This window comes from Amycolatopsis sp. NBC_01307 (assembly GCF_035975215.1).
Taxonomy (GTDB): domain Bacteria; phylum Actinomycetota; class Actinomycetes; order Mycobacteriales; family Pseudonocardiaceae; genus Amycolatopsis.
Genome location: NZ_CP108403.1, coordinates 6,991,426 through 7,014,938, shown reverse-complemented (window position 1 = coordinate 7,014,938; position 23,513 = coordinate 6,991,426). Strand labels below are relative to the sequence as shown.

Annotated in this window: 21 protein-coding genes; 10 read left to right on the top strand and 11 right to left on the bottom strand. The window is 71.3% G+C overall.

What is annotated here, in order from left to right; all coding sequences use genetic code 11:
* Positions 1 to 251 precede the first annotated feature (251 nt).
* Positions 252 to 929 (bottom strand): ArsR/SmtB family transcription factor, encoded by a 678-nt coding sequence (locus tag OG439_RS30385; RefSeq protein WP_326944187.1) that lies wholly within the window; start codon positions 927 to 929, stop codon positions 252 to 254.
* 65 nt (positions 930 to 994) lie between these two features.
* Between OG439_RS30385 and OG439_RS30380 the strand changes: the two genes are divergently transcribed.
* Positions 995 to 1,474, top strand: a complete 480-nt coding sequence (locus OG439_RS30380) for a MaoC family dehydratase (RefSeq protein WP_326944186.1) — start codon at positions 995 to 997, stop codon at positions 1,472 to 1,474.
* Here OG439_RS30380 and OG439_RS30375 read toward each other — a convergent pair.
* Both OG439_RS30375 and OG439_RS30370 read right to left on the bottom strand, forming a co-directional pair.
* Positions 1,425 to 2,669 (bottom strand): MFS transporter, encoded by a 1,245-nt coding sequence (locus tag OG439_RS30375; RefSeq protein WP_326944185.1) that lies wholly within the window; start codon positions 2,667 to 2,669, stop codon positions 1,425 to 1,427. The genes OG439_RS30380 and OG439_RS30375 overlap by 50 nt on opposite strands.
* A gap of 307 nt (positions 2,670 to 2,976) precedes the next feature.
* Positions 2,977 to 3,492, bottom strand: a complete 516-nt coding sequence (locus tag OG439_RS30370) for an ArsR/SmtB family transcription factor (RefSeq protein WP_326944184.1) — start codon at positions 3,490 to 3,492, stop codon at positions 2,977 to 2,979.
* Between the two features lie 107 nt (positions 3,493 to 3,599).
* On the opposite strand from OG439_RS30370, the gene OG439_RS30365 reads away from it, so the two are divergent.
* The gene (locus OG439_RS30365; protein ID WP_326944183.1) at positions 3,600 to 4,559 is read left to right on the top strand and encodes an aldo/keto reductase; all 960 of its coding nucleotides are present in this window, start codon (positions 3,600 to 3,602) and stop codon (positions 4,557 to 4,559) included.
* Between the two features lie 16 nt (positions 4,560 to 4,575).
* Here the strand turns inward: OG439_RS30365 and OG439_RS30360 are convergent, their stop codons facing one another.
* Positions 4,576 to 5,940: a WS/DGAT/MGAT family O-acyltransferase gene (locus tag OG439_RS30360; RefSeq protein WP_247057256.1), complete on the bottom strand. Its 1,365-nt coding sequence runs from the start codon at positions 5,938 to 5,940 to the stop codon at positions 4,576 to 4,578.
* A 96-nt stretch (positions 5,941 to 6,036) separates the two neighbouring features.
* Here OG439_RS30360 and OG439_RS30355 point away from each other — a divergent pair, with 96 nt between their 5' ends.
* Genes OG439_RS30355 through OG439_RS30330 form a run of 6 tightly spaced genes read left to right on the top strand, consistent with a single transcriptional unit; the run spans position 6,037 to position 14,140 of the window.
* Positions 6,037 to 7,215, top strand: a complete 1,179-nt coding sequence (locus OG439_RS30355) for an NAD(P)/FAD-dependent oxidoreductase (protein ID WP_326944182.1) — start codon at positions 6,037 to 6,039, stop codon at positions 7,213 to 7,215.
* A 43-nt stretch (positions 7,216 to 7,258) separates the two neighbouring features.
* On the top strand, positions 7,259 to 8,890 hold the full coding sequence (locus OG439_RS30350; RefSeq protein ID WP_326944181.1) for a thiamine pyrophosphate-binding protein: 1,632 nt from the start codon (positions 7,259 to 7,261) through the stop codon (positions 8,888 to 8,890).
* A 10-nt stretch (positions 8,891 to 8,900) separates the two neighbouring features.
* A complete protein-coding gene (locus tag OG439_RS30345) occupies positions 8,901 to 10,928 on the top strand; it encodes a hydantoinase/oxoprolinase family protein (protein WP_326944180.1) in 2,028 nt (675 codons plus the stop codon).
* Between the two features lie 35 nt (positions 10,929 to 10,963).
* The gene (locus tag OG439_RS30340; RefSeq protein WP_326944179.1) at positions 10,964 to 12,664 is read left to right on the top strand and encodes a hydantoinase B/oxoprolinase family protein; all 1,701 of its coding nucleotides are present in this window, start codon (positions 10,964 to 10,966) and stop codon (positions 12,662 to 12,664) included.
* Positions 12,664 to 13,449, top strand: a complete 786-nt coding sequence (locus OG439_RS30335; RefSeq protein WP_326944178.1) for an SDR family NAD(P)-dependent oxidoreductase — start codon at positions 12,664 to 12,666, stop codon at positions 13,447 to 13,449. Before OG439_RS30340 ends, OG439_RS30335 begins: the two co-directional genes overlap by 1 nt.
* Before the next feature lie 10 nt (positions 13,450 to 13,459).
* Positions 13,460 to 14,140, top strand: a complete 681-nt coding sequence (locus tag OG439_RS30330; RefSeq protein ID WP_326944177.1) for a GntR family transcriptional regulator — start codon at positions 13,460 to 13,462, stop codon at positions 14,138 to 14,140.
* Here OG439_RS30330 and OG439_RS30325 read toward each other — a convergent pair.
* Positions 14,130 to 16,094, bottom strand: coding sequence for an NPCBM/NEW2 domain-containing protein (locus OG439_RS30325; protein ID WP_442792233.1), 1,965 nt, complete (start codon positions 16,092 to 16,094; stop codon positions 14,130 to 14,132). The two genes, OG439_RS30330 and OG439_RS30325, sit on opposite strands and share 11 nt — an antisense overlap.
* 151 nt (positions 16,095 to 16,245) lie before the next feature.
* Between OG439_RS30325 and OG439_RS30320 the strand changes: the two genes are divergently transcribed.
* Together OG439_RS30320 and OG439_RS30315 are read left to right on the top strand one after the other, a co-directional pair.
* Positions 16,246 to 17,436, top strand: coding sequence for a CaiB/BaiF CoA transferase family protein (locus OG439_RS30320; RefSeq protein WP_326944176.1), 1,191 nt, complete (start codon positions 16,246 to 16,248; stop codon positions 17,434 to 17,436).
* A 144-nt stretch (positions 17,437 to 17,580) separates the two neighbouring features.
* Positions 17,581 to 18,846: an aminotransferase family protein gene (locus OG439_RS30315; protein WP_326944175.1), complete on the top strand. Its 1,266-nt coding sequence runs from the start codon at positions 17,581 to 17,583 to the stop codon at positions 18,844 to 18,846.
* 193 nt (positions 18,847 to 19,039) lie between these two features.
* Here the strand turns inward: OG439_RS30315 and OG439_RS30310 are convergent, their stop codons facing one another.
* The 6 genes from OG439_RS30310 to OG439_RS30285 all read right to left on the bottom strand — a co-directional run bounded on the left by OG439_RS30310 (position 19,040) and on the right by OG439_RS30285 (position 23,376).
* Entirely contained in the window at positions 19,040 to 19,477 is a 438-nt protein-coding gene (locus OG439_RS30310) for a VOC family protein (RefSeq protein WP_326944174.1), read from the bottom strand.
* Positions 19,456 to 19,653 (bottom strand): hypothetical protein, encoded by a 198-nt coding sequence (locus OG439_RS30305; RefSeq protein ID WP_323323023.1) that lies wholly within the window; start codon positions 19,651 to 19,653, stop codon positions 19,456 to 19,458. Before OG439_RS30305 ends, OG439_RS30310 begins: the two co-directional genes overlap by 22 nt.
* Before the next feature lie 143 nt (positions 19,654 to 19,796).
* Positions 19,797 to 20,300: a GNAT family N-acetyltransferase gene (locus OG439_RS30300; RefSeq protein ID WP_326944173.1), complete on the bottom strand. Its 504-nt coding sequence runs from the start codon at positions 20,298 to 20,300 to the stop codon at positions 19,797 to 19,799.
* 43 nt (positions 20,301 to 20,343) lie between these two features.
* Positions 20,344 to 21,129: an IclR family transcriptional regulator gene (locus OG439_RS30295; RefSeq protein WP_326951649.1), complete on the bottom strand. Its 786-nt coding sequence runs from the start codon at positions 21,127 to 21,129 to the stop codon at positions 20,344 to 20,346.
* Positions 21,130 to 21,280: 151 nt separating this feature from the next.
* Positions 21,281 to 22,828, bottom strand: a complete 1,548-nt coding sequence (locus OG439_RS30290; protein ID WP_326944172.1) for a PH domain-containing protein — start codon at positions 22,826 to 22,828, stop codon at positions 21,281 to 21,283.
* The gene (locus OG439_RS30285) at positions 22,825 to 23,376 is read right to left on the bottom strand and encodes a PH domain-containing protein (RefSeq protein ID WP_442792232.1); all 552 of its coding nucleotides are present in this window, start codon (positions 23,374 to 23,376) and stop codon (positions 22,825 to 22,827) included. Before OG439_RS30285 ends, OG439_RS30290 begins: the two co-directional genes overlap by 4 nt.
* Between the last annotated feature and the right edge of the window lie 137 nt (positions 23,377 to 23,513).

The window sequence follows — 23,513 nt, the reverse complement described above, 5'->3', positions numbered from 1 at the left end:
CCGGGCCTTGAGATCCGCGCCGGGCTGGTAGCGCGAGCAATGGCCGTCGCGACCTGGCCTTGATATCCACGCCGGGCCGTAGCGTGGCAGCCGTCGCGGCCTGACGTTGATGTCGGCGCGGGTGGGTAGCGCGAACGTGACAGCCGTTGCGGCTGAACAGCGCAGTGACATGCCATCGTGGTCCGGCACTTAGGCGGGGCGGGGCCAGGGGAGCGTTAAGCCATCGCGGCCCGACACTGATGCGCGGGCCGTCAGGCGATGCCGAGTTCGGTGAAGCGGCGGCGTCCCGGTTCGGTGATTCGCAGTGCCCGGCCGCCGGGGCGGCGGCACACCCAGCCGTTGTCGAGCAACGCTGTGAACAGTGCGGCGCCCAACGCGCCGGCGAGGTGGACGGTGCCGTGCGACCAGTCGAGGCATGCCCGGACGCCGGGCCGCGAGTCCGGCAGCGCGGCGATGCCTAGGGCGGCCAGCAGCGGCTGGTCGAAGGTGCGGACCGTGCCGGATTCGCCCGGGGCCAGGTCGTCGATCACGCCGTCCTTGCGCAGTAGTGCCGCGATGTCCACGCCGAGCTGTCCACCCACGTGGCCGTAGCAGGCCCGGGCCCGCAGCAACGGTCCCGTCGGTGGGTCGGGTTGGAGCCGCTCGGGCAGGCGGGGCGGGGCGAGGGCGGTCAACGCTTCGACGAGCTGCGCGACCTCCGGGCCGGCCAGGCGGTGCAGGCGCTGACGTCCTGCGTCGGTCGCTCGCACCAGTCCCGCGTCGCGGAGCCGGCGCAGGTGTGAACTCGCGGTGGACGGCGCGATCCCGGCCACGGTCGCCAAGGCCCGGGCGGAGTGCGCGGCGCCGTCCATCAGCTGCAGGAGCATCGCGGCCCGTGCCGGTTCGCCGATCGCCTGGGCGACCGAGGCGATGTCGGGTTCGCCGGGCATGGCGTCGAGCGTAGCCGGGGAACCGTTCGCTCCGGATCGAAGTGTTCTTGTGGCACCCTGCGGCCATGACGAGCGAGTTCGGCACCCCGATCGGCGACCGCTACTTCGCGGACTATGTTCCCGGCGCGACCTACGACTGCGGGAGCGTCGAGGTGACCGAGGCCGAGATCCTGGAGTTCGCCGAGCGGTACGACCCGCAGAGCTTCCACGTCGACCCGGCCGCGGCGGCGGCCGGCCCGTTCGGCGGGCTGATCGCGAGCGGCTGGCACACGGCGAGCCTGATGATGCGGCTCTACGCGGCGCACTACCTGTCCACTGTGGCCAGTCTGGGCAGTCCCGGGGTGGACGAGCTGCGCTGGCCGCGTCCCGTCCGGCCCGGGGCGGTGCTGCGGCTGCGCGCGACCGTGACCGAGGCCCGCGTCTCGCGGTCGAAGCCGGATCGGGGAGTGCTGCGCACGCAGGTCGAGTTCGTCGACGACGGCGGCGACGTGGTGTTCAGCGCGAGCCTGCTGAACCTCCTCCTGGTGCGACCGGCGTCCGTCTGACCAAGCCGCGGATCTGCGGGCTGCACAGCACGAGCGCGGTGGTGACGACGACCAGCACCGCGCCGCCGACCAGCGTTGTCTCGCGGCCGGCGTGCTCGGCCAGCGGGCCCGCGCTGATCTGGCCGAGCGGCAGCGCGAGGAACGAGCCGAGCATGTCGTAGGAGTACACGCGGGCGAGCTTCTCCGGCGGGATGTTTTCCTGCAGCGACACGTCCCACGCGACGGAGAACTGCTCGAGCGCGACGCCGCCGAGGAACATCGCGAGCAGCAGCGGCGCCAGGTAGGGCGTCACGCCGAGTGCGATCATCGGGAGCGCGTCCGCCATGACCAGCGCGACGCCGAGGAACAGCATCCGCCGCGGTCGCCAGTGCGCCGCGAGGACGCCGCCGAGCAGCGCCCCGGCCGTCTGGACCGCGAGGGCGAGGCCCCAGCCAGTGCGGCCGAACGTGTCGTCGGCGACCAGCGGGCCGATCACCACGATCGCGCCCGAGTTGACCGCGTTGACCAGCATGAACTGCAGTACCACCAGCCACACCCACGACCGGGAGCGGAATTCGCGCCAGCCCTCGGCGAGTTCGGCGAGCGGCCGGCTGCCGGGGATGCGATCGCCGCTCGGCAGCCGGATGCGGTGGTATGACAGTGCGGCGGCGACGAACAGCAGCGCGTTTCCGGCGAGCGCCCATCCGGAACCGGCGAAGGCGACCAGGACACCGGCGAGACTGGCCCCGGCGATCCGGCCGACGTTCGACAGGAGGCGGAGCAGCGCGTTCGCCTGGGTGAGGAGCGCGCCGGGAACGGTCAACGGCGTGAGCGACGCGGCGGCGGGCAGCGAGATGGCCGAGACGGCGCCGTTGACGAGGCTGAGCCCGACCAGCAGCGGCACGGAGGCGAATCCACAGAGGACACTCGCGGCGATGGTGGCCTGCGTGAGCGCGGCGGCGGTTTCGGTGCCTTGCAGGATCACCGACCGCGGCAACCGGTCGGCGAGCATCCCGCCGAACAGCACGAGCAGGATGTTGGCGATCGATCGAGCCCCGACGACGATCCCGAGGTCCACGGCCGATCCGGTCAGGTCGACCACGGCGAAGGCCAGCGCGAAGGGCGCGACGGCGTTGCCGAAGTCGGCGAAGGTCCGCCCGGTGACGAGCGCCCGGAACCGGTGCTCCCGCAACGGAGCGAGCAACGGCAGGCTCATCGCGTCTCCTTCGCCGGCGTCGGGACTGGTTCGGACACGGCGCCCGTCGGGAGCGCTTGCGGTGCATGGCCGGTGCCGGCCCGGACGACGTCGCGGCAGGCTGGCGCCGATCGGATGCGTCGCGGGAGGTCCGGCTGGGGAAGCAGGCCCGGTTCGGCGCCGATGTCAAATTCACTGTCCACAGGGACGAAGTTGTCCACAGATTTCCGCACCCCCCGTTTTCCCAGGCAGGCGGCGGTACGCTGGGATCGGGGACGCCCCCCGGGACGGGTGGGGGCTGCTCTTCGGGCCGGCTCGGATCCGGTGGTCACGGTGCTTCTCCCGGCTTCAGCTCGAAGAGCGCCATGCTGACGCTGACGCGGACCGTGCCCGGCGTTCTCGGGGCCTGCGCCGCGGTGTGGAGTTCGTGGCTCAGTTCCTTTGCGCGGGCCAGGAGGTCCGACCACACCTCCGGGGCCAGCCACAGGTCCGCGTCCGAGAGTGACGCCGGGCGGCCCGAGGCTCGCGACTCCGCTCGGCGGAGCAGCTCGCTCGCGATCGCCCTTGTCAGCATCTGCTCCTCGACGGGGTCGCGGGACGTGAGGCGCCGGCCGGAGTCGGGGTCGTGGCGGTAGCGCTTGGCGCGGCCGCCGCGGATGCTGACCTCTTCCGCGACCTCCAGCAGGCCCGCGTCGTGCAGGCGGCGGAAGTGGTAGCTGATGTTCGCCTGGGTTTCGCCCAGCTCGCGCGCCGCCTCCGCCGCGCTCATCGCCGTGCCCGTCAGCAGCGAGAGGATCCGCATGCGCAACGGGTGGGCCAGGACCCGGAGGTCGTCGAGGGACATGCTCCCGAGTTTCGGGGATGCGAGCGCAACTGTCAAAGAGTTATTTGGGGGTTTCGCTCGCCGGGAAGATCGGTGCAGTGGTCCGACGTCTGTGCTGTGCTGGACGCATGCGTACGACGATCTTGGGCCGCAGCGGCCTCGAAGTCTCGAAGATCGCCTTCGGGACGTGGCAGCTCGGCGGTGACTGGGGCGCCTTCGACGAGGACACCGCGATCGCGGCGATCCACCACGCCCGCGCGCTCGGCGTGAACTTCTTCGACACCGCGCAGGCCTACGGTCGCGGCCGGTCCGAAGTGCTGCTGGGGCGGGCGCTGCGAACGGAGAAAGACGTCGTCGTCGCCACCAAGGGCGGCATCAACCCGCGGGCGCAGCGGCCGCGCGACTCGCGGCGCGCGTGGCTCACCCAGGGGCTCGACGAGAGCCTGCGCAACCTCGGGCGCGACCACATCGACGTCTACCAGGTGCACTGGCCCGACCCCGACACCCCGGCGGCCGACGTCGCCGGTCTGCTGCAGGAGTTCGTCGACGCCGGCAAGGTCCGGCACGTCGGCGTCTCCAACTACGACGCCGCGCAGCTCGCCGCGTTCGACGAGACGCGGCCGGTCGAGACGCTCCAGCCGCCGTACCACCTGTTCCGGCGCGGCATCGAGACCGATCCGCTGCCCTACGCCCGCGAGCACGACATCGGCGTGTTCGTCTACAGCCCGCTCGGCAGCGGCCTGCTCACCGGTGCGTTCACCCCGGACAGCACGTTCGAAACCAGCGACTGGCGGTCACGTTCATCCGCGTTCCAGGGCGACAACCTGCGCCGCAACCTCAAGATCGTCGACGAGCTGACAGCGTTCGCAGCCCAGCGGGACGTCGAAGTCGGCCAGCTCGCCATCGCCTGGACGCTCGCCCGGCCCGGGGTGCACGCCGCGATCGTCGGGGCGCGCCGGCCGCGGCACATCGAGGCGAGCCTCGCCGCCGCCGACATCACGCTGACGCCGGACGACTTGGCCGAGATCGACCGCATCGCCGCCGGCGCCGTGCAGATCGCCGGCGCCGCGCCGGAAGGCATCGCCTAGTCCACTGTGGACAGAGTTACTTGACGGCCGCTTCCAGCTCCACCAGCGCCGTGTCGAGGTGCGTGAGGATCCGCTGCAGGTGCGGCACGCTGCGGCGGCACCCCATGATGCCGAAGTCGAGGTTGTCGCCGTTGCTGGTCAGCGTGATGTTCACGGCCTGGCCGTCGAGCAGCACCGACGCCGGGTAGATGCCGTCGAGCTGCGCGCCGTTCCAGTACATCTGCTTGCGCGGGCCGGGCACGTTCGAGATCACCAGGTTGAACGGCGGCCGCGTGTTGTTGACGACGCCGGGGATCGGCGAGACGCCCAGCTGCGCCACGTTGATCCCGGACAGCAGCAGCGTCTGCAACGGCGTCAGCTCCGAGAACAGCCGCTTGCCGTTGCGCATCGACTGGTGGATCGCGACGAGCCGCTTGCCCGCGTCCGGCAGGTCGGTGGCCAGGTTGCACAGCAGGGCGCCGATGTTGTTGCCCGTCGCCTCACCCGGATCGGTCTTGCGGCGCAGCGAAACCGGCACCATCGCGATCATCGGCGCGTCCGGCAGCGCGCGCTGCTCGATGAGGTAGTCCCGCAGCGCGCCCGAGCACATCGCGAGCACGACGTCGTTGCGCGACACCCCGGCCGCGTTGGCCACCTGCCGCACGCGGTCGAGCGACCACGACTGCGCCGCGAACCGGCGCGCGCCGCCGATCGGCACGTTGAACATCGTCCGCGGCGCCTGGCCCGGGAGGGTCACCGTGTGCTCGCTGAACGCTTCCCGCGCGACCTTCACCGCGGCCGGCGCCAGGCTCGCGATCTGGTTGACCGTCTTGCCGGCGCTGTCCAGCAGGGACCGGGGGCGCTTGGTGCGGCCTTCGCCCGGTTTGCGCCGTGTGCCCCACCAGGGCGGGCAATCCATGTCCGACGGGTCGTCCGACAGCGTGCCCTGCAGGTGACGCAGCGCCGAGACGCCGTCCATCAGCGCGTGGTGGACCTTGGTGTAGACGGCGAACCGGCCGTCGGCCAGTCCTTCGACGAGGTGGATCTCCCACAGCGGCCGGTGCCGGTCGAGCAGCGTGCTGTGCCAGCGGCTGGTGAGCTCCAGCAGTTCGCGGATCCGGCCCGGCTGCGGCAGCGCGGAGTGCCGGAAGTGGTAGTCGAGCTCGAGGTCGGCGTCGGTCGACCAGGCGACGTGCCCGAGCGTGTTCACCGGGCGGGCGGGGCGGCGGCGGAAGACCGGCCGCATGTTGTCCGAGTCGAGCAGGTTCCGCCGGAGGCCGCTCAGGTAGTCGGGGCCCGCGCCCTCGGGCTTCTTGAACAGCTGCAGGCCGCCGACGTGCATCGGATGCTCGCGCGTCTCCACCAGGAGGAACATCGAGTCGGTCACCGGCATCATCGGCATCGGGCATCACCTTCCGCGCGCGGAGCGTCGCTGCCCCGGTGGGCCGACTCTACGCGTTCGGGTGCCACCGGTGGATCACGTTCTACATTGGCGAGTATGACCGTCCGCGGCGCCGGGGAAACGTCTCTGCCACAGTTCGCCGAAGTCGTCGTGATCGGCGGCGGGGTGATCGGGGTGAGCTGCGCGTTCCGGTTGGCCGAGGCCGGCGTCGACGTCCTGCTGCTGGAGCGCGACGGCCTGGGCGAGGGCTCGACGGCGAAGGCCGCGGGCGGCATCCGGTCGTCGTTCACCAGGCCCGTGAACGTCGAGCTCGGGCTGCGCGGGCTCGCGGAGTACAGCGCTTTCCGGGAGCGGTTCGGCGTCGAGATCGACTTCCGCCGCGACGGCTACCTCTACCTGATCACCGACCCGGCGGACGTGCCCGCAATCGGACATTGCGCGGAGCTGCAGCGCGCGCACGGCGTCCGGAGCTACCTGCTCGACCCCGCGGAAGTGCGGGACGTCCTCCCTCTGCTCGAGCCGGACGGCGTCGTCGCGGCGCTCTGGTCGCCGGACGACGCGAAGGCGACGCCGGACGCGGTCGTGCAGGGCTACGCGAGAGCTGCACGCGCGTGCGGCGCGCAGCTCCGGACCGGCGTCGAGGTCACCGGGATCGAACGGGACGGTGACGCTCTGGCTGGCGTCCGCACGACCGCGGGGTTCGTGCGGACCGGCGCCGTCGTGTGCGCGGCGGGCGCGTGGTCGGGGCGGGTCGGCGAGCTGGCCGAGCTGGACCTGCCGGTGCGCCCGTTCCGGCGGCAGGTCGTCTTCACCGGCCCGGTGCCCGGATTGCCGGAGTCGGTGCCGCTGACCATCGAGCTGCCGTCGGCGTTCTACTTCCACCGCGAAGGTGCAGGCCTGGCGATGTCCTTTTGCGAAGACGACGGCTTCCCGGGGTTCGGCACCCGCTACGAGGCGGGCGAGTGGCTGCCGCGGCTGGCCGAGCTGGCCGGGCGCCGGATCCCCGCGGTGCTGGACGCCGGCATCCGCACGGCGTGGGCCGGGTTGTACGAGATGACGCCGGACCGCAACCAGATCATCGGGGAAAGCGTCCTTCTGTCGCGGTTCTTCTACGCGACCGGGTTCTCCGGCCACGGCTTCCAGATGGGCCCGGCCACCGGCGAGCTGGTCCGGGACCTCTACCTGAGGCGACCGACGGCGGTCGACGTCGCCGAGCTGGACGTCCGCCGGTTCGCGGCGGCCGGTAGCGCACCGGCCGAGCACCACATCGTCTAGGGCCGATTGCCAGATCGTTCAACGATCTGGCAGTATCCGGGCCGTGGCTGTGAGTGGTGCGCGGGAGCTGGCGGACGCTTTGAAGGCGTTGGGCACGGAGATCGCCTTCGGCCTGCCGGGAGTGCACAACCTGCCGTTGTGGGAGGCGTTCGCCGAGGCCGGCATCAAGATCATCGGCGTCCGCCACGAACAGACGGCCGGGTACGCCGCCGACGGTTACGCCCGCGCCACCGGGAAGCTCGGCGTCGCGCTGGTGACCACCGGGCCCGGCGCCGCCAACACGCTCGGCGCCGTCGGCGAGGCCATGGCTTCCGCCGCGCCGGTGCTGATCATCGCCACGGACATCCCCTCGACGCTGCGGCGGCCCGGCGTCGTCCGCGGCGTGCTGCACGAGACGTCGGACCAGCAGGCCATGTTCGCGCCGATCACCAAGGGCGGCTTCACCGTCCGCGCGGCCGACCAGATCGGCACCACCGTGCACCGCGCGGTCCGGCTCGCGCTGCAGCCGCAGAGCGGGCCGGTGTACTTCGGCGTGCCGACCGACTACCTGCGCGAGGCCGTGCCGCACCGGCGGTCGCCCGCGCCGCACCGCAAGCCCGACGGCGACGTCCCCGACCTCGCCCGGGCCGAAGCGCTGCTGTCCGACGCGCAGCGCCCGCTGATCTGGGCCGGGGGCGGCGCCCTGCGCTCGGGCGCGGGCGAGGCCATCGGCGCGCTCGCCGAAAAGCTGGCCGCGCCGGTGATCACCACGTTCGCCGCCCGCGGCCTGCTGCCGCTCGACCACCCGTGCCTGGCGCCGAACCCGGTGCACACGCCGGAGGTCGGCGAGCTGTGGGACGAGGCCGACGTCGTGCTCGCCATCGGCACCGACTTCGACGGCCTGATGACGCAGAACTGGCTGATGCCCCAGCCGCCCACGCTCATCGCGATCAACGTCGACGCCGACGACGCCGCCAAGAACTACCCGCCGGACCTGACGCTGGTCGGCGACGCGCGCGCGATCATCGAGCGGCTGCTGCCGAAGCAGCGCGACGGCCTCGACGACATCACGCTGCGGCTGGCCGGCATCGGCCGCCGGGTGCGCCAGCGGATCCGCGACGAGGAGCCGCAGGCCTACGACTTCCTGTCCACTTTGGACGAAGTACTGCCGATGGACGCCGTGCTGGTGTCGGACATGTGCGTCGCCGGCTACTGGGTCGGCGGCTTCCACCGGGTGCGGGCGCCGCGCAAGCTCGCCTACCCGATGGGCTGGGGCACCCTCGGCTACGGCTTCCCCGCGTCGCTCGGCGCCGCCGCGGCGGGGGTCGGCCGCGCCATCTGCATCACCGGCGACGGCGGTTTCCTCTACGCCTGCGGTGATCTCGCGACGCTCGCGCAGGAACAGCTGCCGGTCACGGTCGTCCTGGTCGACGACGGCGGTTACGGCATGCTGCGTTACGACCAAGAGCAGGAAGGCGTGCCGCGTCGCGGGGTCGACTGGGACAGCCCGGACTTCGTCGGCCTGGCCCGCTCCTTCGGGGTGCACGCCGACCGCGTCTCCGGGTTCGGGCGCGCCTTCCGGCGGCTGCTCGGCGAGTTCGTCGAGTCGGACGAGCCGAACGTGCTGGTGGTGAAGGCCAAGCTGAAGCCGCCGCTGAACACGTCGCCGCGGTGGTACCGGAAGGCCGCCGGATGAAGGTCGGCGGATGAGGATCGGTGTCGACATCGGTGGCACGTTCACCGATCTCTGCGCGGTGGACGGCACCGGGATCGTCGCCGTCGGCAAGGTGCTGACCACGCACGACGAACCGGCCCGCGCGGTCGAGGAGGGCCTGGCCGCGCTCTTCGCCGCCGCCGGGATCGCCGCGAGCGACGTCGAGCAGGTCGTGCACGGGACGACGCTGGTGACCAACGCGCTGATCGAGCGCAAGGGTGCGCGCACGGCGCTGCTCGCGACCGCCGGGTTCCGCGACGTCCTCGAAATGCGGCGCGAGCACCGGTACGAGCTGTACGACCTGCTCATCGAACTGCCCGAGCCGCTGGTCCCGCGGCACCTGCGCTTCGACGTCCCGGAACGGATCCTCGCCGACGGGTCCGTCCACATCGGACTCGACGAGGCGTACGTGGAGAAGCTCGGCCGCGAGCTGGCGGACCGGGGGATCGACGCCGTCGCGATCTGCTTCCTGCACGCGTTCACCAACCCGGTCCACGAGCGGCGCGCGGCCGAGGTCCTCGCCGACGTCGCGCCCGGCCTGCGGGTCGCGCTGTCGTCGGAGGTCGTGCCCGAGATCCGCGAGTTCGAGCGCGCCTCGACCACGGTCGCGAACGTCTACGTCCAGGACCTCACCGAGCGGTACCTGCGCGATCTCGAACACCGGCTGCGTCGCCTCGGCGTCGCCGGCGCGCCGCACATCATGCTGTCCAACGGCGGTCTGGCCACTGTGGACACCGCGGCCCGGTACCCGATCCGGATCCTCGAGTCCGGCCCGGCCGGCGGTGCGATCGCCGCCGCGTCGATCGGCCCGGCGGACCTGCTGGCTTTCGACATGGGCGGCACGACGGCGAAACTCTGCCTGATCGCCGACGGCGCGCCGCTGGTGACGCACCAGTTCGAAGTGGACCGAAAGTACCGGCTGCTGCCCGGATCCGGCCTGCCGGTGCAGGTGCCGGTCATCGACATGATCGAGATCGGCGTCGGCGGCGGGTCAATCGCCCGGATCGACGCGCTGGGGTTGCTGACCGTCGGTCCCGATTCGGCCGGGTCCGAACCCGGCCCCGCGTGTTACTGCCGCGGCGGCACCGAGCCCACGGTCACCGACGCCGACCTGGTGCTCGGCTACCTCGCCCCGGATTACTTCCTGGGTGGCACGATGACGCTCGACGCGTCGGCTGCGCGTGAAGCGATAGGCCGCATTGCCGAAAAGCTGGGCGTCAGCGTCGAAGAAGCCGCATGGGGCATTCACACGAGCGTCAACGAGGACATGGCGAACGCCGCGCGCGTGCACGCCGTCGAACGCGGGCAGGATCCCGCGAAGCTGCCGATGTACACGTTCGGCGGCGCGGGCCCGGTGCACGGCGTCGGGGTCGCCCGCGCGCTCGGGGCGCCGTCGATCGTCGCGCCGCCGGCCGCGGGGGTGCTCAGCGCGGCCGGGTTCCTGACCGCGCCGCTGGCGTTCGACTTCGTCCGGTCGGCCCGCGCGGCCGTGCTCGACCTGTCGTGGGACCAGGTCGACGCGCTGTTCGCCGAGATGGAGGCCGAGGGCGCGGCGCTGCTCGCGAAGTCCGGTGTGGACGGTGTGACGCACCGGCGGATCGCCGAAATGCGGTATGCCGGACAGGGTTACGAGATCCGCGTGCCGGTCCACGACGGCAGCTGGCCGGACACCCTGATCGACGAGTTCACGCGCACCTACCGCGCGCTCTACCGGCGCTCCGGGCCCGACGTCGGCGTCGAGGTGCTGAACTGGCGGGTCGTCTCCAGCGGTCCGGCCCCGGACGTCAGCCTCCGGCTGGCCGGCTCGACGGCACCGGGTGAGGCACGCAAAGGCACTCGCAAGGCCTACTTCCCGGTGAGTGGATTTGTCGACACGGACGTGTTCGACCGGTACCGGCTCGAACCCGGTGTCCGGGTCGACGGACCGGCCATTGTGGAGGAACGAGAGTCCACTGTGGTCGTCCCACCAGGCGCGCACTGCGTCGTTCGCGAGGACGCCGCGCTGGAGGTGACGGCGTGAGCCCCGCCGACGCACTCCCTCCCGCGGAGGCGGCAATGGGCACCGACCCGATCCTGGTCGGACTGTTCGCCAACCGGCTGCACTCGATCCTCGCCGAACAGCAGAACGCGCTGGTCAACACGGCCTTCTCCGCCGTGGTCCGAGAATCGCTCGACCTGGCGTGCGCGGTGTTCGACTCCCGCGGTGAGATGATCGGCCAGTCCGTCGGCGGCACGCCCGGGCACATCAACGCGATGGCCACCGGCATGCACCACTTCGTCGCCGCGTACCCGCCGGAGCAGCTCGAACCCGGCGATGTGCTGCTCACCAACGACCCGTGGCAGACCGCCGGGCAGATCAACGACATCACCGTCGCGACGCCGGTGTTCCGGGCCGGCCGGCTGGTCGCGTGGTTCGCGTCGTGCTGCCACGCGCCCGACATCGGCGGCCGGCTGGTGTCGGCCGAGGCGCACGAGGTCTTCGAGGAAGGCCTGCGGCTGCCGATCCTCAAGTTCCTGCGCGCGGGCGAGGTCAACACCGACCTGGAACGGCTGATCCGCGTCAACGTCCGCACGCCCGAGGAAACCATCGGCGACCTGTACGCGCAGGTCACCGGCAACGAGGTCGGGGCCACGAGCCTGGTCCGGCTGCTGGACGAGTTCGGGCTCGACACGCTCGACGACGTCGCCGCCGAGATCATGAACCGCTCCGAGAAGGCCCTGCGGGACGCGCTGCGGGAGCTGCCGGACGGGACCTACACCAACGAGATCGTCACCGACGGCTTCGACGACGAAGAGATCGTCCTGCGTGTCACGGCCACTGTGGACGGTGACGAGATCCACCTCGACTTCGCGGGCTCGTCGCCGCAGAGCCGGCGCGGGATCAACGTCGTGCTGAACTACACCCGGGCGTACGCGTCGTTCGCGGTCAAGGCGGCGATCGCGCCGGAGGTGCCGCACAACGCCGGCTCGTTCCGGCCGGTGCACGTGACCGCGCCCGAGGGTTCGGTGCTGAACTGCCTGCCGCCGGCGCCGGTCGCGTCGCGGCACCTGATCGGGCACTTCCTGCCGTCGCTGCTGATCGGCGCGCTGCCCGGCGCGGCGATCGCGCCGAGCGCGGACGCGCTGTGGATGACCATCTGGCGCGGCCCCGGGTTCATGCTCAACGTCTTCCAGACCGGCGGCATGGGCGCGCGGGCGGCCAAGGATGGCCTGAACACCACCGGCTTCCCGAGCGGCCTGCGCTCGACGCCCACCGAGGTCATCGAGACCATGGCGCCGCTCGTGCAACGCTCCCGGGAACTGCGGGTGGACTCCGGCGGAGCGGGACGCCGGCGCGGCGGCCTCGGACAGGTGACCACGATGGTGGCACGTGACGTGGATTCGTGGAGCGTCAACGGGAACGTCGACCGCGTGCGCGCGGCGGCGTCCGGTGTGGACGGTGGTGGCGCGGGCTCACCCGGACGGTTCGGCTTGCGCGGCGGAGCCGACCTGCCGGCGAAGAGCCGCGTTACCCTCGCCGCGGAGTCCGTTGTGGACGTCACGCTCCCCGGCGGGGGCGGTTACGGGCCGCCGCGCGAACGGCCGGTGGCGACCGTGCTCATGGACGTCGTCGAGGGGTACGTCTCGGCGGAAGCGGCGCGCGAGGTGTACGGCGTCGAAGTGCGGTACCTCGGGAACGCGGACACACTCGTCCGGCTGCCCGAGGACTATGTGGTGGACGAAGAGCAGACAGCACGACTGAGAGCGGGTAAGTGATGGGTCGGTTGGCCGGCAAGGTGGCGGTCGTCTTCGGCGGCGCGCGGGGTATCGGCCTCGCCACGGTGAAGGAGTTCCTCGCCGAGGGCGCGACGGTGTTCGCGTCGGACATCCGCGAGCCCGCCGAGCCGCCGGCGGGCTATCGGCACTCCATAGTGGACGCGACCGACGAGGACCAGGTCGGCGCGTTCGTCGACGGCGTCATCGCCGAGACCGGCCGGATCGACGTGCTGTTCAACAACGTCGGCATCCACCTCGGCAAGCCGCTCATCGACACGACGCTGGCCGACTTCGACCACATCTTCGCGCTCAACGTGCGCGCCGCGTTCCTCGGCACCCGCGCCGTGCTGCCGCACATGCTCGAGCGCAAGGCGGGCAGCATCGTCACGACGTCGTCGAACGGCGGCGTGATGGGCCGCCCGGGCGACCCGGTGTACAACGCCACCAAGCACGCGCTGGTCGGGCTCACCAAGTCGATCGCCGTCGCCCACGCGCACCAGGGCATCCGCGCCAACACGGTGAACCCGGGCGCGATCGACACCGACATGCTGCGCGGCACGCTCGCGTCGGCGGAGGAGTTCGAAGCCAAGCAGCACCAGCTCGTCGCGAGCACCCCGGCGGCCCGCGTCGGCGAGGCGTGGGAGGTCGCGAAGGCCGTGGTGTTCCTGGCCAGCGACGAGTCGCGGTTCGTCAACGGCGTCGTGCTGCCGATCGACGGTGCGAAGGCCGCGGGGGCGATGCCGGGGAACCGGTACAGCCTCGACTTCGAACTCGGCGTCAGGTAGCGGAGTTCCGATGTCCACTGTGGACGCCTCGGGGCTGGAGCACGAGCGGCACCTGCTCGCGCGCAGCGGCACGGCCGAGCGGGTCGCCGCGATCCTGCGCCAGTACATCACGGACGGCGTTTTCGCCCCCGGTGAACGGCTTTCCGAGCCGGTGATCAGCTCGGCGCTGGGCGTCTCGCGCAACACGCTGCGCGAGTCGTTCCAGCTGCTGGCCCACGAACGGCTGGCCGTGCACGAGCTGAACCGCGGGGTGTTCGTGCGCGAACTGACCACAGAGGACATCGAAGACCTCTACGTCGTACGCCGGGCCACCGAATGCGGTGCCCTGCGTCGCGCGGCCGAAAGATCCACTGTGGACCTGACGGCGGCCGAGGGCGCGTTGCGGAGCGGCCGCGCGGCCGCGGCGGCCGAGGACTGGCCGGCGGTCGGTACCGCGAGCATCCACTTCCACCAGGCGCTGGCCGACCTCGCCGGCAGCGAGCGGATCTCCGCCACGATGCGCCAGGTGCTCGCCGAGACCCGGTTGTTCTTCGTGCTCAACGAGAACACCCGCGAGTTCTACGAGCCGTTCCTCGACTGCCACGAGCAGATCCTGGAAGACCTGCGGTGCGGCCGGTTCGACGTCGCGGAGGCCGCTTTGGACCGTTACCTCCGCGACGCCGAAGCCTGGCTCATCGACCTCAGCAGGTGACCGTGGCGTTCGCCCAGTCGGCGTGGTCGTTGGTGTTGCCGTCGCCGCCGTCGGTCACCGACAGCTCCAGCACCTGGACGCCGGAGAGCTGCGCGGTCAGTGGCTGAGCCTTGTCTCCGGGGTGCATGACGCCGGTGGCGGCCAGCTCTTTGCCGTCACCGAGGAGGCGGAACCCGGCGCTGCCACCGGAGTTCTCGTCGTCCAGGCCGACCAGCGTGCTGACCGACGTGCAGCCGGCGCCGACGTAGATCCGGACGCTCGACGGCGCGTGGGCGCCGATCCCGTCGTCGTACCCGGTGCCGGCGATGGTGATCTTGTGGCCGTCGCCCGCTTGGGCCTCGCCGTTGCTCGTGCCGCGCTCGACCGGGCCCCAGCCGTTGTCCGACGACATCCACGGCGCCTTCGACAACGCCGTCGTCCCCGCCGCCGGTCGCGAGACGAGCGGTGACGTGCCTTCCGACGTCAGGTCGCGCTTGCCCCACAGGGTCAGGTAGCTCGCCTTCGCGGTGAGCGTGACGTGGTCGCCGGCCGGAGCCACCGGCTTGAAGGTGACCTGCTTCTGCCAGGACTTGCCGGGCAGGACGACCGGCACCGTGAACGATCCGGGCCCGTCCAGCTTCCAGCCCGCGGGCGCCGTGACGCTGGTGCGGACGTCCGCGATCGGCGTGCTGCCGTCGTTGGTCACCTTCAGCGTCGTGGTCAGCGGCCGGTCGGCGGGCACGTAGTCCGGGCTCGGCAGCGCCAGCGTCGTCAGCGGCGCGGCCGCCGGGTGGGTGGCGGGCCAGACGCGGAACACGGCCGAGCCGTGGGAGGGTACGGCGGCCCGGAGAGTGCCGGCGGTCTCGGTTTCGGTGCCGCTCCAGAGGTCGCGGACGCGGTAGTCGCGCGCCTTGAGGCCGAGGTCCTTCGCCGTCGTGCTCATCGCCGCCGTCGCGGAACCGCGGTTGAACAGCACCACCGCGGCCGAGCCGTCGGACATCGGCTTGGCCCAGACTTCGGTGTCGCCGTCGTCGCGGATCTTGTGGCCCTGGGTGCCCGCCCAGTCCTGGTCGAGCGCGATGACGTCCTTGTTCTCCAGGATCTTCTTGTTCGCGGGCGACATCGCGGGCAGGTCGTTCCCGGCGAGCAGCGGTGCGTTCAGCAACGCCCAGAGCGAGAAGTGCGAGCGGTACTCGGCGTCGGTCATGCCGCCGTTGCCGACCTCGAGCATGTCCGGGTCGTTCCAGCCGCCGGGACCGGCGTACTTCTCCAGGCCGACCTGCTGGTCGAGGATGCCGGTCATGCTGCCCCAGTTGTCGCTGATGTCGCCGGTGGTGCGCCACAGCTGCGCGCCGGCGTCGCGGCCCCAGGTCCACGGGTCGTTCTCGCCCCATTCGCAGAGCGCGTAGACCATCGGGTGACCGGTTTTCTTGATCGCGTCGCCCATCTTCGTGTAGCGCTCGATCGCGTCGCGGCCCTCGTTGTTGCAGTTGTCGTACTTGAGGTAGTCGACGCCCCAGTCGGCGAACGACTGCGCGTCCGCGTCCTCGTGGTCGAGCGCGCCCGGCATGGTCTTCTGGCAGGTCAGCGTGCCGGCGCTGGTGTAGATGCCGAGCTTGAGGCCGAGCCCGTGGACGTAGTCGGCGAGCGCCTTGATGCCGTGCGGGAACTTCTCGTGGTTCGGCTCGAGCTTGCCGTCGGCCGTGCGGTTCTGTTCGGCCCAGCAGTCGTCGATGTTGACGTACTGGTAGCCCGCGTCCTTCATGCCGGACGACACGAGCGCGTCGGCGGCCCCGCGGATCAGGTCCTCGTTGATGGCGCAGCCGAACTTGTTCCAGCTGTTCCAGCCCATCGGCGGGCGGTCGCCGACCCGCTGGGCGGCGAAGTACTGGGGCTCCGCGGCCGCGGCTTGGGTGACCGTGACCAGCGTGGCGCAGACGGCCAGCGCGGCCGCCATTCCAACAAGACGACGCATCGTTCCCTCCCGGAGTGCGCAACTCTGCACAGACTCGCTCAACAATCAACACGATGGGAGTGATCGCCGTCTAGGTCCGTTGGTAGGAAATCCCTTTTCCGGGTGCGCGAGGTACAAAGGGGCGGACGCCGAGCCCGACGAGGAGCCGTTGATGCCCCCTGCCCCTGACGGATTCCGGCCGCTGGACGGGATCAAGGTCGTCGACCTCTCCCGCATCCTGGCCGGGCCGTACTGCACGCAGCACCTCGGCGAGATGGGCGCCGACGTGGTGAAGGTCGAGCCGCCGGGCCACGGCGACGACACCCGCGGCTGGGGCCCGCCGTTCGTCGGCGACGAGGCCGTCTACTACCTCGCGGCGAACCGGAACAAGCGTGGGATCGTCCTCGACCTCAAGAGCGACCGCGGGCGGGACGCGCTGCGCCGGCTGGTCGCCGACGCCGACGTGCTCGTCGAGAACTTCCGCCCGGGGACGCTGGAGAAGTGGGGGATCGGCTACGCCGCGTTGTCGGCGGTGAACCCGCGGCTGATCCACGTGTCGATCACCGGGTTCGGGCAGACCGGGCCCTACCGCGACCGCGCGGGTTACGACCTGGTCGCGCAGGCTCTCGGCGGCGTCATGTCGCTGACCGGCGAACCCGGCGGCGCGCCGGCGAAGGTCGGGCTGCCGGTGGCCGACCTCAACGCCGGGACGTGGGCGATCATCGGGGTGCTGATGGCGCTGCAGGCCCGCCACACCACCGGCCGCGGCCAGTACCTCGACGTGTCCCTTTTGGACAGTCAGCTGGCTTGGCACATCTACGCGGCGGGCGCGGTGTTCTACGACGCGCCGCGCCCGCGCCGGATGGGCTCGGCGCACCCGAGCATCGTCCCGTACCAGGCGTACCCCGTGTCCGACGGCTGGCTGATCATCGCGGTGGGCAGCGAAAAGCTGTGGCACGCGTTCTGCGGTGTGCTCGGCTTGGACATCGCCGCGGACCCGCGGTTCTCGTCGAACGCCGCGCGCGCGGCGCACCGGGATCCGTTGAACGCGCTGCTGGAACCGGTGCTCCTGACCCGCGCGGCGGCGGACTGGCTGAAGGCGTTCGACGAGGCGGGCATCCCGGCGGCCCCGATCAACGAGCTCGACGACGTCTACGCGGACCCCTGGACAGCCGCGCGCGACCAGGTGGTGCGGCTGCCGCACCCGACGGTGGGCACGTACGTGGGCAACGGGTTCCCGGTGAAGGCGTCGGACACCCCCGCGCGGCCGACGTCCGCGCCGCCGACGTTGGGCCAGCACACCGCGGAGGTACTGGCGGAGCTGGGTTATTCGGAGGCGGAGATCGCGGAGTTCCTGGAGTGAGGGGTCAGCCCGTGCCGGGCGGCGTCGTTGTTGCAGGTTGTGGTGCCGTTCCGGCCACGTCCGGCCACCGAACTGTGCACGATGGAGTGTTCGCGTCGATTGCTTCACCCTGGTAAGGATGGGGGCGGGACCTGAGGAGGACCGATGTCAGCACAACCGAAACACGCCCTCTGGCACCCGTTTGCCGATATGGGGGCCGTCGACGGGGATCGGATGGTCATCACCCGCGGCGAGGGCTCCTACGTCTGGGACGACGCCGGGCGGCGGTACTTCGATGCCACCGCGTCGCTCTGGTACGCCAACTTCGGGCACGGGCGACCGGAGATCACCGAGGCCGTCGGCAAGCAGCTGCGGGCGCTCGACTCGTACAACCTGTTCGGCTACAACGCGAACGAGCCGGCGATCGAGCTGGCCGACCGCGTCGCCGAGCTGGCGCCGACCCCCGGCTCGAAGGTGTTCTTCGGCTCGGGTGGCGGGGACGTCATCGACACCGCCGTGAAGCTCGCGCGCGCCTACTTCGCGCAGACCGGGCGGCCGGAGAAGGTGCACGTCATCGGCCGGACGCAGGGCTACCACGGCACGCACGGGTTCGGCACGGCCGTCGGCGGCATCCCGGCCAACGCGGCCGGCGTCGGCCCGCAGCCGCCGGAGTTCTCGCACGTTCCGTTCGACGACGCCGGCGCGCTCGAGGCCGAGATCCAGCGGGTGGGCGCGTCGCGGGTGGCGGCCTTCTTCTGCGAGCCGGTGATCGGCGCGGGTGGCGTGCTGCTGCCGCCGGAGGGGTACATCGAGGCCGTCGCGGAGATCTGCCGCCGCCACGACGTGCTGTTCGTCGCGGACTGCGTCATCGCCGCGTGGGGCCGGCTCGGTACGTGGTTCGGCATCGACCGGTGGTCGGTGCAACCCGACATGATCACGACGGCGAAGGGCATCACCGGCGGGACCATCCCGCTCGGCGCGCTGATCGTGGCGCCGCGCGTGGCGGAACCGTTCTTCACCGGCGAGCCGGGCGCCCCGATCTTCCGCCACGGCGCGACGTACGCCGGACACCCCGTCGCCTGCGCGGCCGGCCTGGCCACGCTGGACATCTACGAGCGCGACGGCCTGATCCCGCGCGGCCGCGAACTCGAGAAGCCACTCGCCGACGCCGTGTCGGGTGTCAGCGACCACCCGCTGGTGAAGGAGATCCGCGCCGGGCTGGGCTTCCTCGCCGCGGTGGAGCTGACGGGCGAGGTCATGGACGCCGACCCGGGCGCCCCGGTCAAGCTGCAGCGCGCGTGCCGGGACGAGGGCGTGATCGTGCGCAACCTCGGCCGCGGGATCGCCATGTCACCGCCGCTGATCGCGGCGGAACCGGAGCTGGACCTGCTGGCCACGGCGCTGCCGAAGGCCCTGGACCGCCTGCGCTGACGCTGTCGAGCGGCGCATCCAAGGCCTCCGACACCCTGGATGCGCCCGCTCACGGTCGTGCGGGCCTGCCGCGCCGGCCCGCTGCTCATGATCGTGCGGGCTTGCCGCTGATCCTTGGCGTGCGCCGAGGTGGCCCATCGCTCGTGATCGCGTGGGCGGACCCGCCATGATCTCGGGCTGGCCAGGCCGCCGCTCAGGACACGCAGAACTCGTTGCCCTCCGGGTCTGCCACCGTCACCCAGCTGTGTGGTCCCTGCTGTCCGCGGTGCAGGAACTTCGCGCCCCGCGTGGTCAGCTTCTCCACCGTCGCGTCGACGTTGGCCGCGCCTACCCAGACGTCCAGGTGGAGCCGGTTCTTCACGGTCTTGGGTTCCGGGACCAGCTGGAACAGCACCCGCTTCGGCGGGCCTTCCGGCGGGGAATCCGGGTGCCGGATGGCGGCACCCGTCTTCCACACCAGTGCCCCGTTGTGCGTCTTCGTCTCCGCGTCGCTCGCGTAACCCTTCGCGATCATCTCGCGGATGAAGTCCTCATCAGTCGGTTCCACGGCCCAGCCGAGCGTCTCGGCCCACCAGTCGGCGAGCACGTGCGGGTCGGCTGAGTCGACGGTCACCTGGAAGTCATACGCCATACCGGCACGTTAACGACCGAGTCCGACATTTTCCGGAGCGCGAGGTCTTCGGGCACCACCGTGAACCGCCACTTGTCGACGCCGCCGCCCATGATCTCGGCGTAGCGGCGGGCGCCGTCCGCGTTCGCGAAACGCACTTGCTGGCCGTTCGTCAGGTGGGTGATCTTGACCGCCACGCTGCCTCCTCAGAACTCCCCGAAAAGATTGGGCCGGCCCGCGGAGCTTCCCCCTCCGGGACCGGCCCGCACAGTAGAACACATGTTCGACTGGTCGCGCCAGTGGATCCCCCAGGTAGGGGAGAAAAGGGTATTTGCGCAGGTCAGAGCGGACGGATCATCGCCGCCCGCGGCCAGGTATCCAGGCCGCGGGCGGCTTCGGAGCGGCGGATGTCACGCAGCCCGTCGCCGATTTCGGCGTCCTCGACGACGCGGAACCGCAGCCGTTCGTAGTAGGGCGCGTTCCACGGCACCTCGGTGAACGTCGTGAGTGTGAGCGCCGGCAGACCGCGCTCGGCCGCCCATTCGGCGAGTGTCTCGATCAGCGCGCTGCCCAGGCCGCGCCGCGCGTGGCTGGGCCGGACCGAGACCTGCTCGATGTGCGCGCGTCCGTCGACGACTTCCGCGATGAGGTAGGCGACCGGGCGGTCGTCGGAATCGACGCTCACCCAGGCGCGGCCGTCGGCCTGGTAGACCGACAGCTCCGCGACCGAGCCCGGGTCGTCGTCGGCGATCGCGGCCATGTCGAGCTCGCGGAAGAGCCGCCCGGCCTCGCGTTCGACGTCGATCAGGGCGGGCAGGTCGTCGGGGCGCGCGAGCCGGATCACCCGTGCATTCCTACTCGCGCGCCGGCTCCGGCGCGCGGCATTTTTACAGCGAGTACGACGAAATCGTCCGCTGGATGCGGTCGGCGTAGCCCCGCAACGCCGTGATCGCGTCGTCGCGGGCGCCTTCGGAGATCCGGGCGGCGGGACCGGCCACGGTCAGCACCGTCGGCCGCCTGCCCATCGTCGGCACCGGGACCGAACAGGCCCAGACGCCTTCGTCGATTTCGCCGGAGCTGACCGAGAACCTGTTCTCCTGCGCGAACTTCAGCTCGTCACGCACGCCGGTGCCGTACTGGTCGATGATCGGCGGCAGCCGCCGGTCGCGTTCGATCTCCGGTAGCAGCGCGAGCAGCATCTTGCCGGACGCGCCGAGCCCGAGCGGCACCGAATGCCCGGGCTCGAAGGTGAACCGCATGGCGCGGTCGCACTCGACGCGGTCCGCGCAGACGGCGGCGTCACCGAACTGCTGGAACAGCATCACGGTCTCGCCGAGTTCGCGGGCCGCTTCCTCCATGGCCGGCTTCGCCAGCCGGACGAGGTCGTTCGCCAGCTGCGCGGCCCGCGCGAGCGGCATCACCTGGCTGGTCAGGTGGTAGTGCCCGGCAGTGCCCTCTTCGAGCAGCTGCAGCTCCTTGAGCAGGGCGACGTAGCGGTAGGTCGTCGCGACCGGGGTGCCGATCGTGGCGGCGAGCTCGGCCACACTGGCCTCCCACCGGCGCTCGGAGAACGCGAGCAGCAGCTGCAGGACCTTCCGGGAACTGCTGGCCCCGGGGGTGCGGCGGGGGGAAGTGGTGGCGGAACCGTCGACGGCACTGACGGCAGGCGTCATCATGACCTCTCGGTGAGACAAAAACGACCTTCGCTATCACACGGGGTGAATAAATTAGCACGTTGCGTGAAACGAAAGCCAGCATTTCCGAATCCCGGTCAGATTCCCACTTGCGCTCGCCGAAGTGATTTTTGTTGTAGCACAACGGTGTTCAACGACGCTCCAGGAACGGCGTCAGCAGCCCCGGAAGCGCCTCGTCGGCCAGTGTCAGCCCGTCCGTCTCCCCGACGTCCAGCACTTTGTAGTGGCCCTTGCCCGCGGCGACCGGGGCGATCACCGTGACCAAGCCCGCGCGGCGCTGGAAGAACGAACGCTCGACGACGACGCCCGTCATGCCGTCGCACCGGACCACCGCCGTGCCGCGGTCCAGTGAGCCCGACCGCGTCACCAGGTAGCGGCCCGTCAGCGCGTGGCCCAGGCCGCGGTAGCGGTCCCAGCCCACCAACGCCGCGAACGGGAGCAGCACCACGGCCACCTGCCACGGCCAGTCCGGCCAGCCGGCGAGCCACGCCAGGGCGTAGAGCGCCGCTCCCAGCAGGAGCACGCCGATCACCGCGCGGGTCAGCCGGCGGTAGAGCGCCCGGCGGGGGTGCCGCACCAACGGCGTCGCCGCGGGGTCTTCGCCGAGGACCGCCGCGACGACCTCGTGGACGCGGGCGACCGGCGCCGGGGGCAGCAGGAGGCCGCCGCTCTTGTCCGCGCCCTTGCCCTCACGCAGGCCGCCCGCGATGGCGACGCAGCGGGCGCCACCCGCCAGGCGCAGCGGCAGCGGCTCGCGGACCTCGACGCCGCGCAGGCGGTCCTCTTCGATCGACACCGAGCGCGTCGTGATCAGGCCCCGCCGGATGTGCAGCGTGCCGGCGGGCTCACGGGTGAGCCGGAAGTTCCAGAACGACAGGATGTAGCCGCCGACCGACAGCACCGACACGAGCAGCAGCAGCCCGACGGCGGCGAGCACCACGCTCACCCACGCCGGGGTGTCGGCGAAGTGCCCGACGACCGTCCGGACCAGCGAGAACTGGACCGGGTCGAAGTGCAGTTCGTGCGCGAAGTGGTAGACGGTGCCGACGGCCGCGCCCACCACCGCCAGCCCGGACAGCGTGAACGGCGCGTACCGCAGCCACCGCTTGTCGACGGCGGCGACGAGCTGCTCCGTCGGCGCGGCGGGCTCGGCTTCCGTCGAAGACGGAGCAGCCACGGCCTTCCGGTGCAGCAGCAGCGTCCGCAGCCGCTGGGCCTCGGCGACCGTGACGGCGTCGAGCACCAGTTCGTCCTTGTTCGGCCCCTTGCCGTGGTTGTGCCGCCCGGTGCCGATCCGCGCCGCGGCCAGCGAGAACAGCCGGTGCTTGGGCTCGGAGGTGACGTCGACCGTGCGGATCCGGTCGCGCGGGATGGCCCGCTGCTTGCGCAGCAGCAGCCCGGTGTGCCACTCGACCTGCGACTCGGTGATGCGGTAACGCGACGTCAGGACGTGCGAGACGCCGGTGAAGACGGCGATGGCGGTGAAGGCGAGGCCGATCCACTGCCACGGCTCGCCGTGGCCGAACAGCAGCGCGCCCAGCAGCACCGGCAGCGACTTCACCAGGTCCAGCACCGGCCGGATGAGCAGCATGCGCCGGTCGAGGTGGTGCCACGGCGCGTCCTGCGTGCCCTCGGCGGGCCGGACCACGGCCGTCTCGGTGTCGGCGCTGCTGCTCATGTCGCGTCCCCCCGGATCGCTTGCGTCGTCTTCGTCAGCTCGTCGGCCAGCTCCAGCGCGCGGTCGTGCCGCAGGCCCGAGATGCGCAGCGGGCCGGCCGCGGACGCCGTCGTCACCGTGAGCTTCGCCAGCCCGAAGAGCTGTTCGAACGGGTCGCGCTCGATGTCGACGGTCTGGATCCGCGAGATCGGCGCGATCCGCCACTGCTGCTTCAGCCAGCCCGCCTGCGTGTAGACGGCCTCGCCGGTGACCTCCCAGCGGTGCACGCGGTAGCGCCACTGCGGCATCACGATCAGGTGCAGCGGACCGAGCACGCACGAGATCACCAGCGTCACGCCGAGGAACGCGGGCGCGTCGTCGCTGGTCGCCACGATGAGCGTCTGCACCCCGATCAGCACGATCCAGAGGATCGCGGCGGTCGTCGTCCAGTAGCCGATGGCCCGGCGGCTGACCCGGTGTGCCGGCGGCCGCAGCCGCAGGGCCGTACTCGTGGTGTGTTCGCTCACCGCTTCAGCGTGCCCGATCGGTGGCTTGCGCGCCCACGACAAGTGTCACGATGCCGATCCGGTCCGGCCTCGATCGCATGGCGTTACGATCCCCGGCACAGCCGGTGGAATGGAATCCCCGTCGGGGTGTGTTGTGCTTGAAGGATTCGCATACGTGTCGGCGAGCAGTGAGCAGGAGG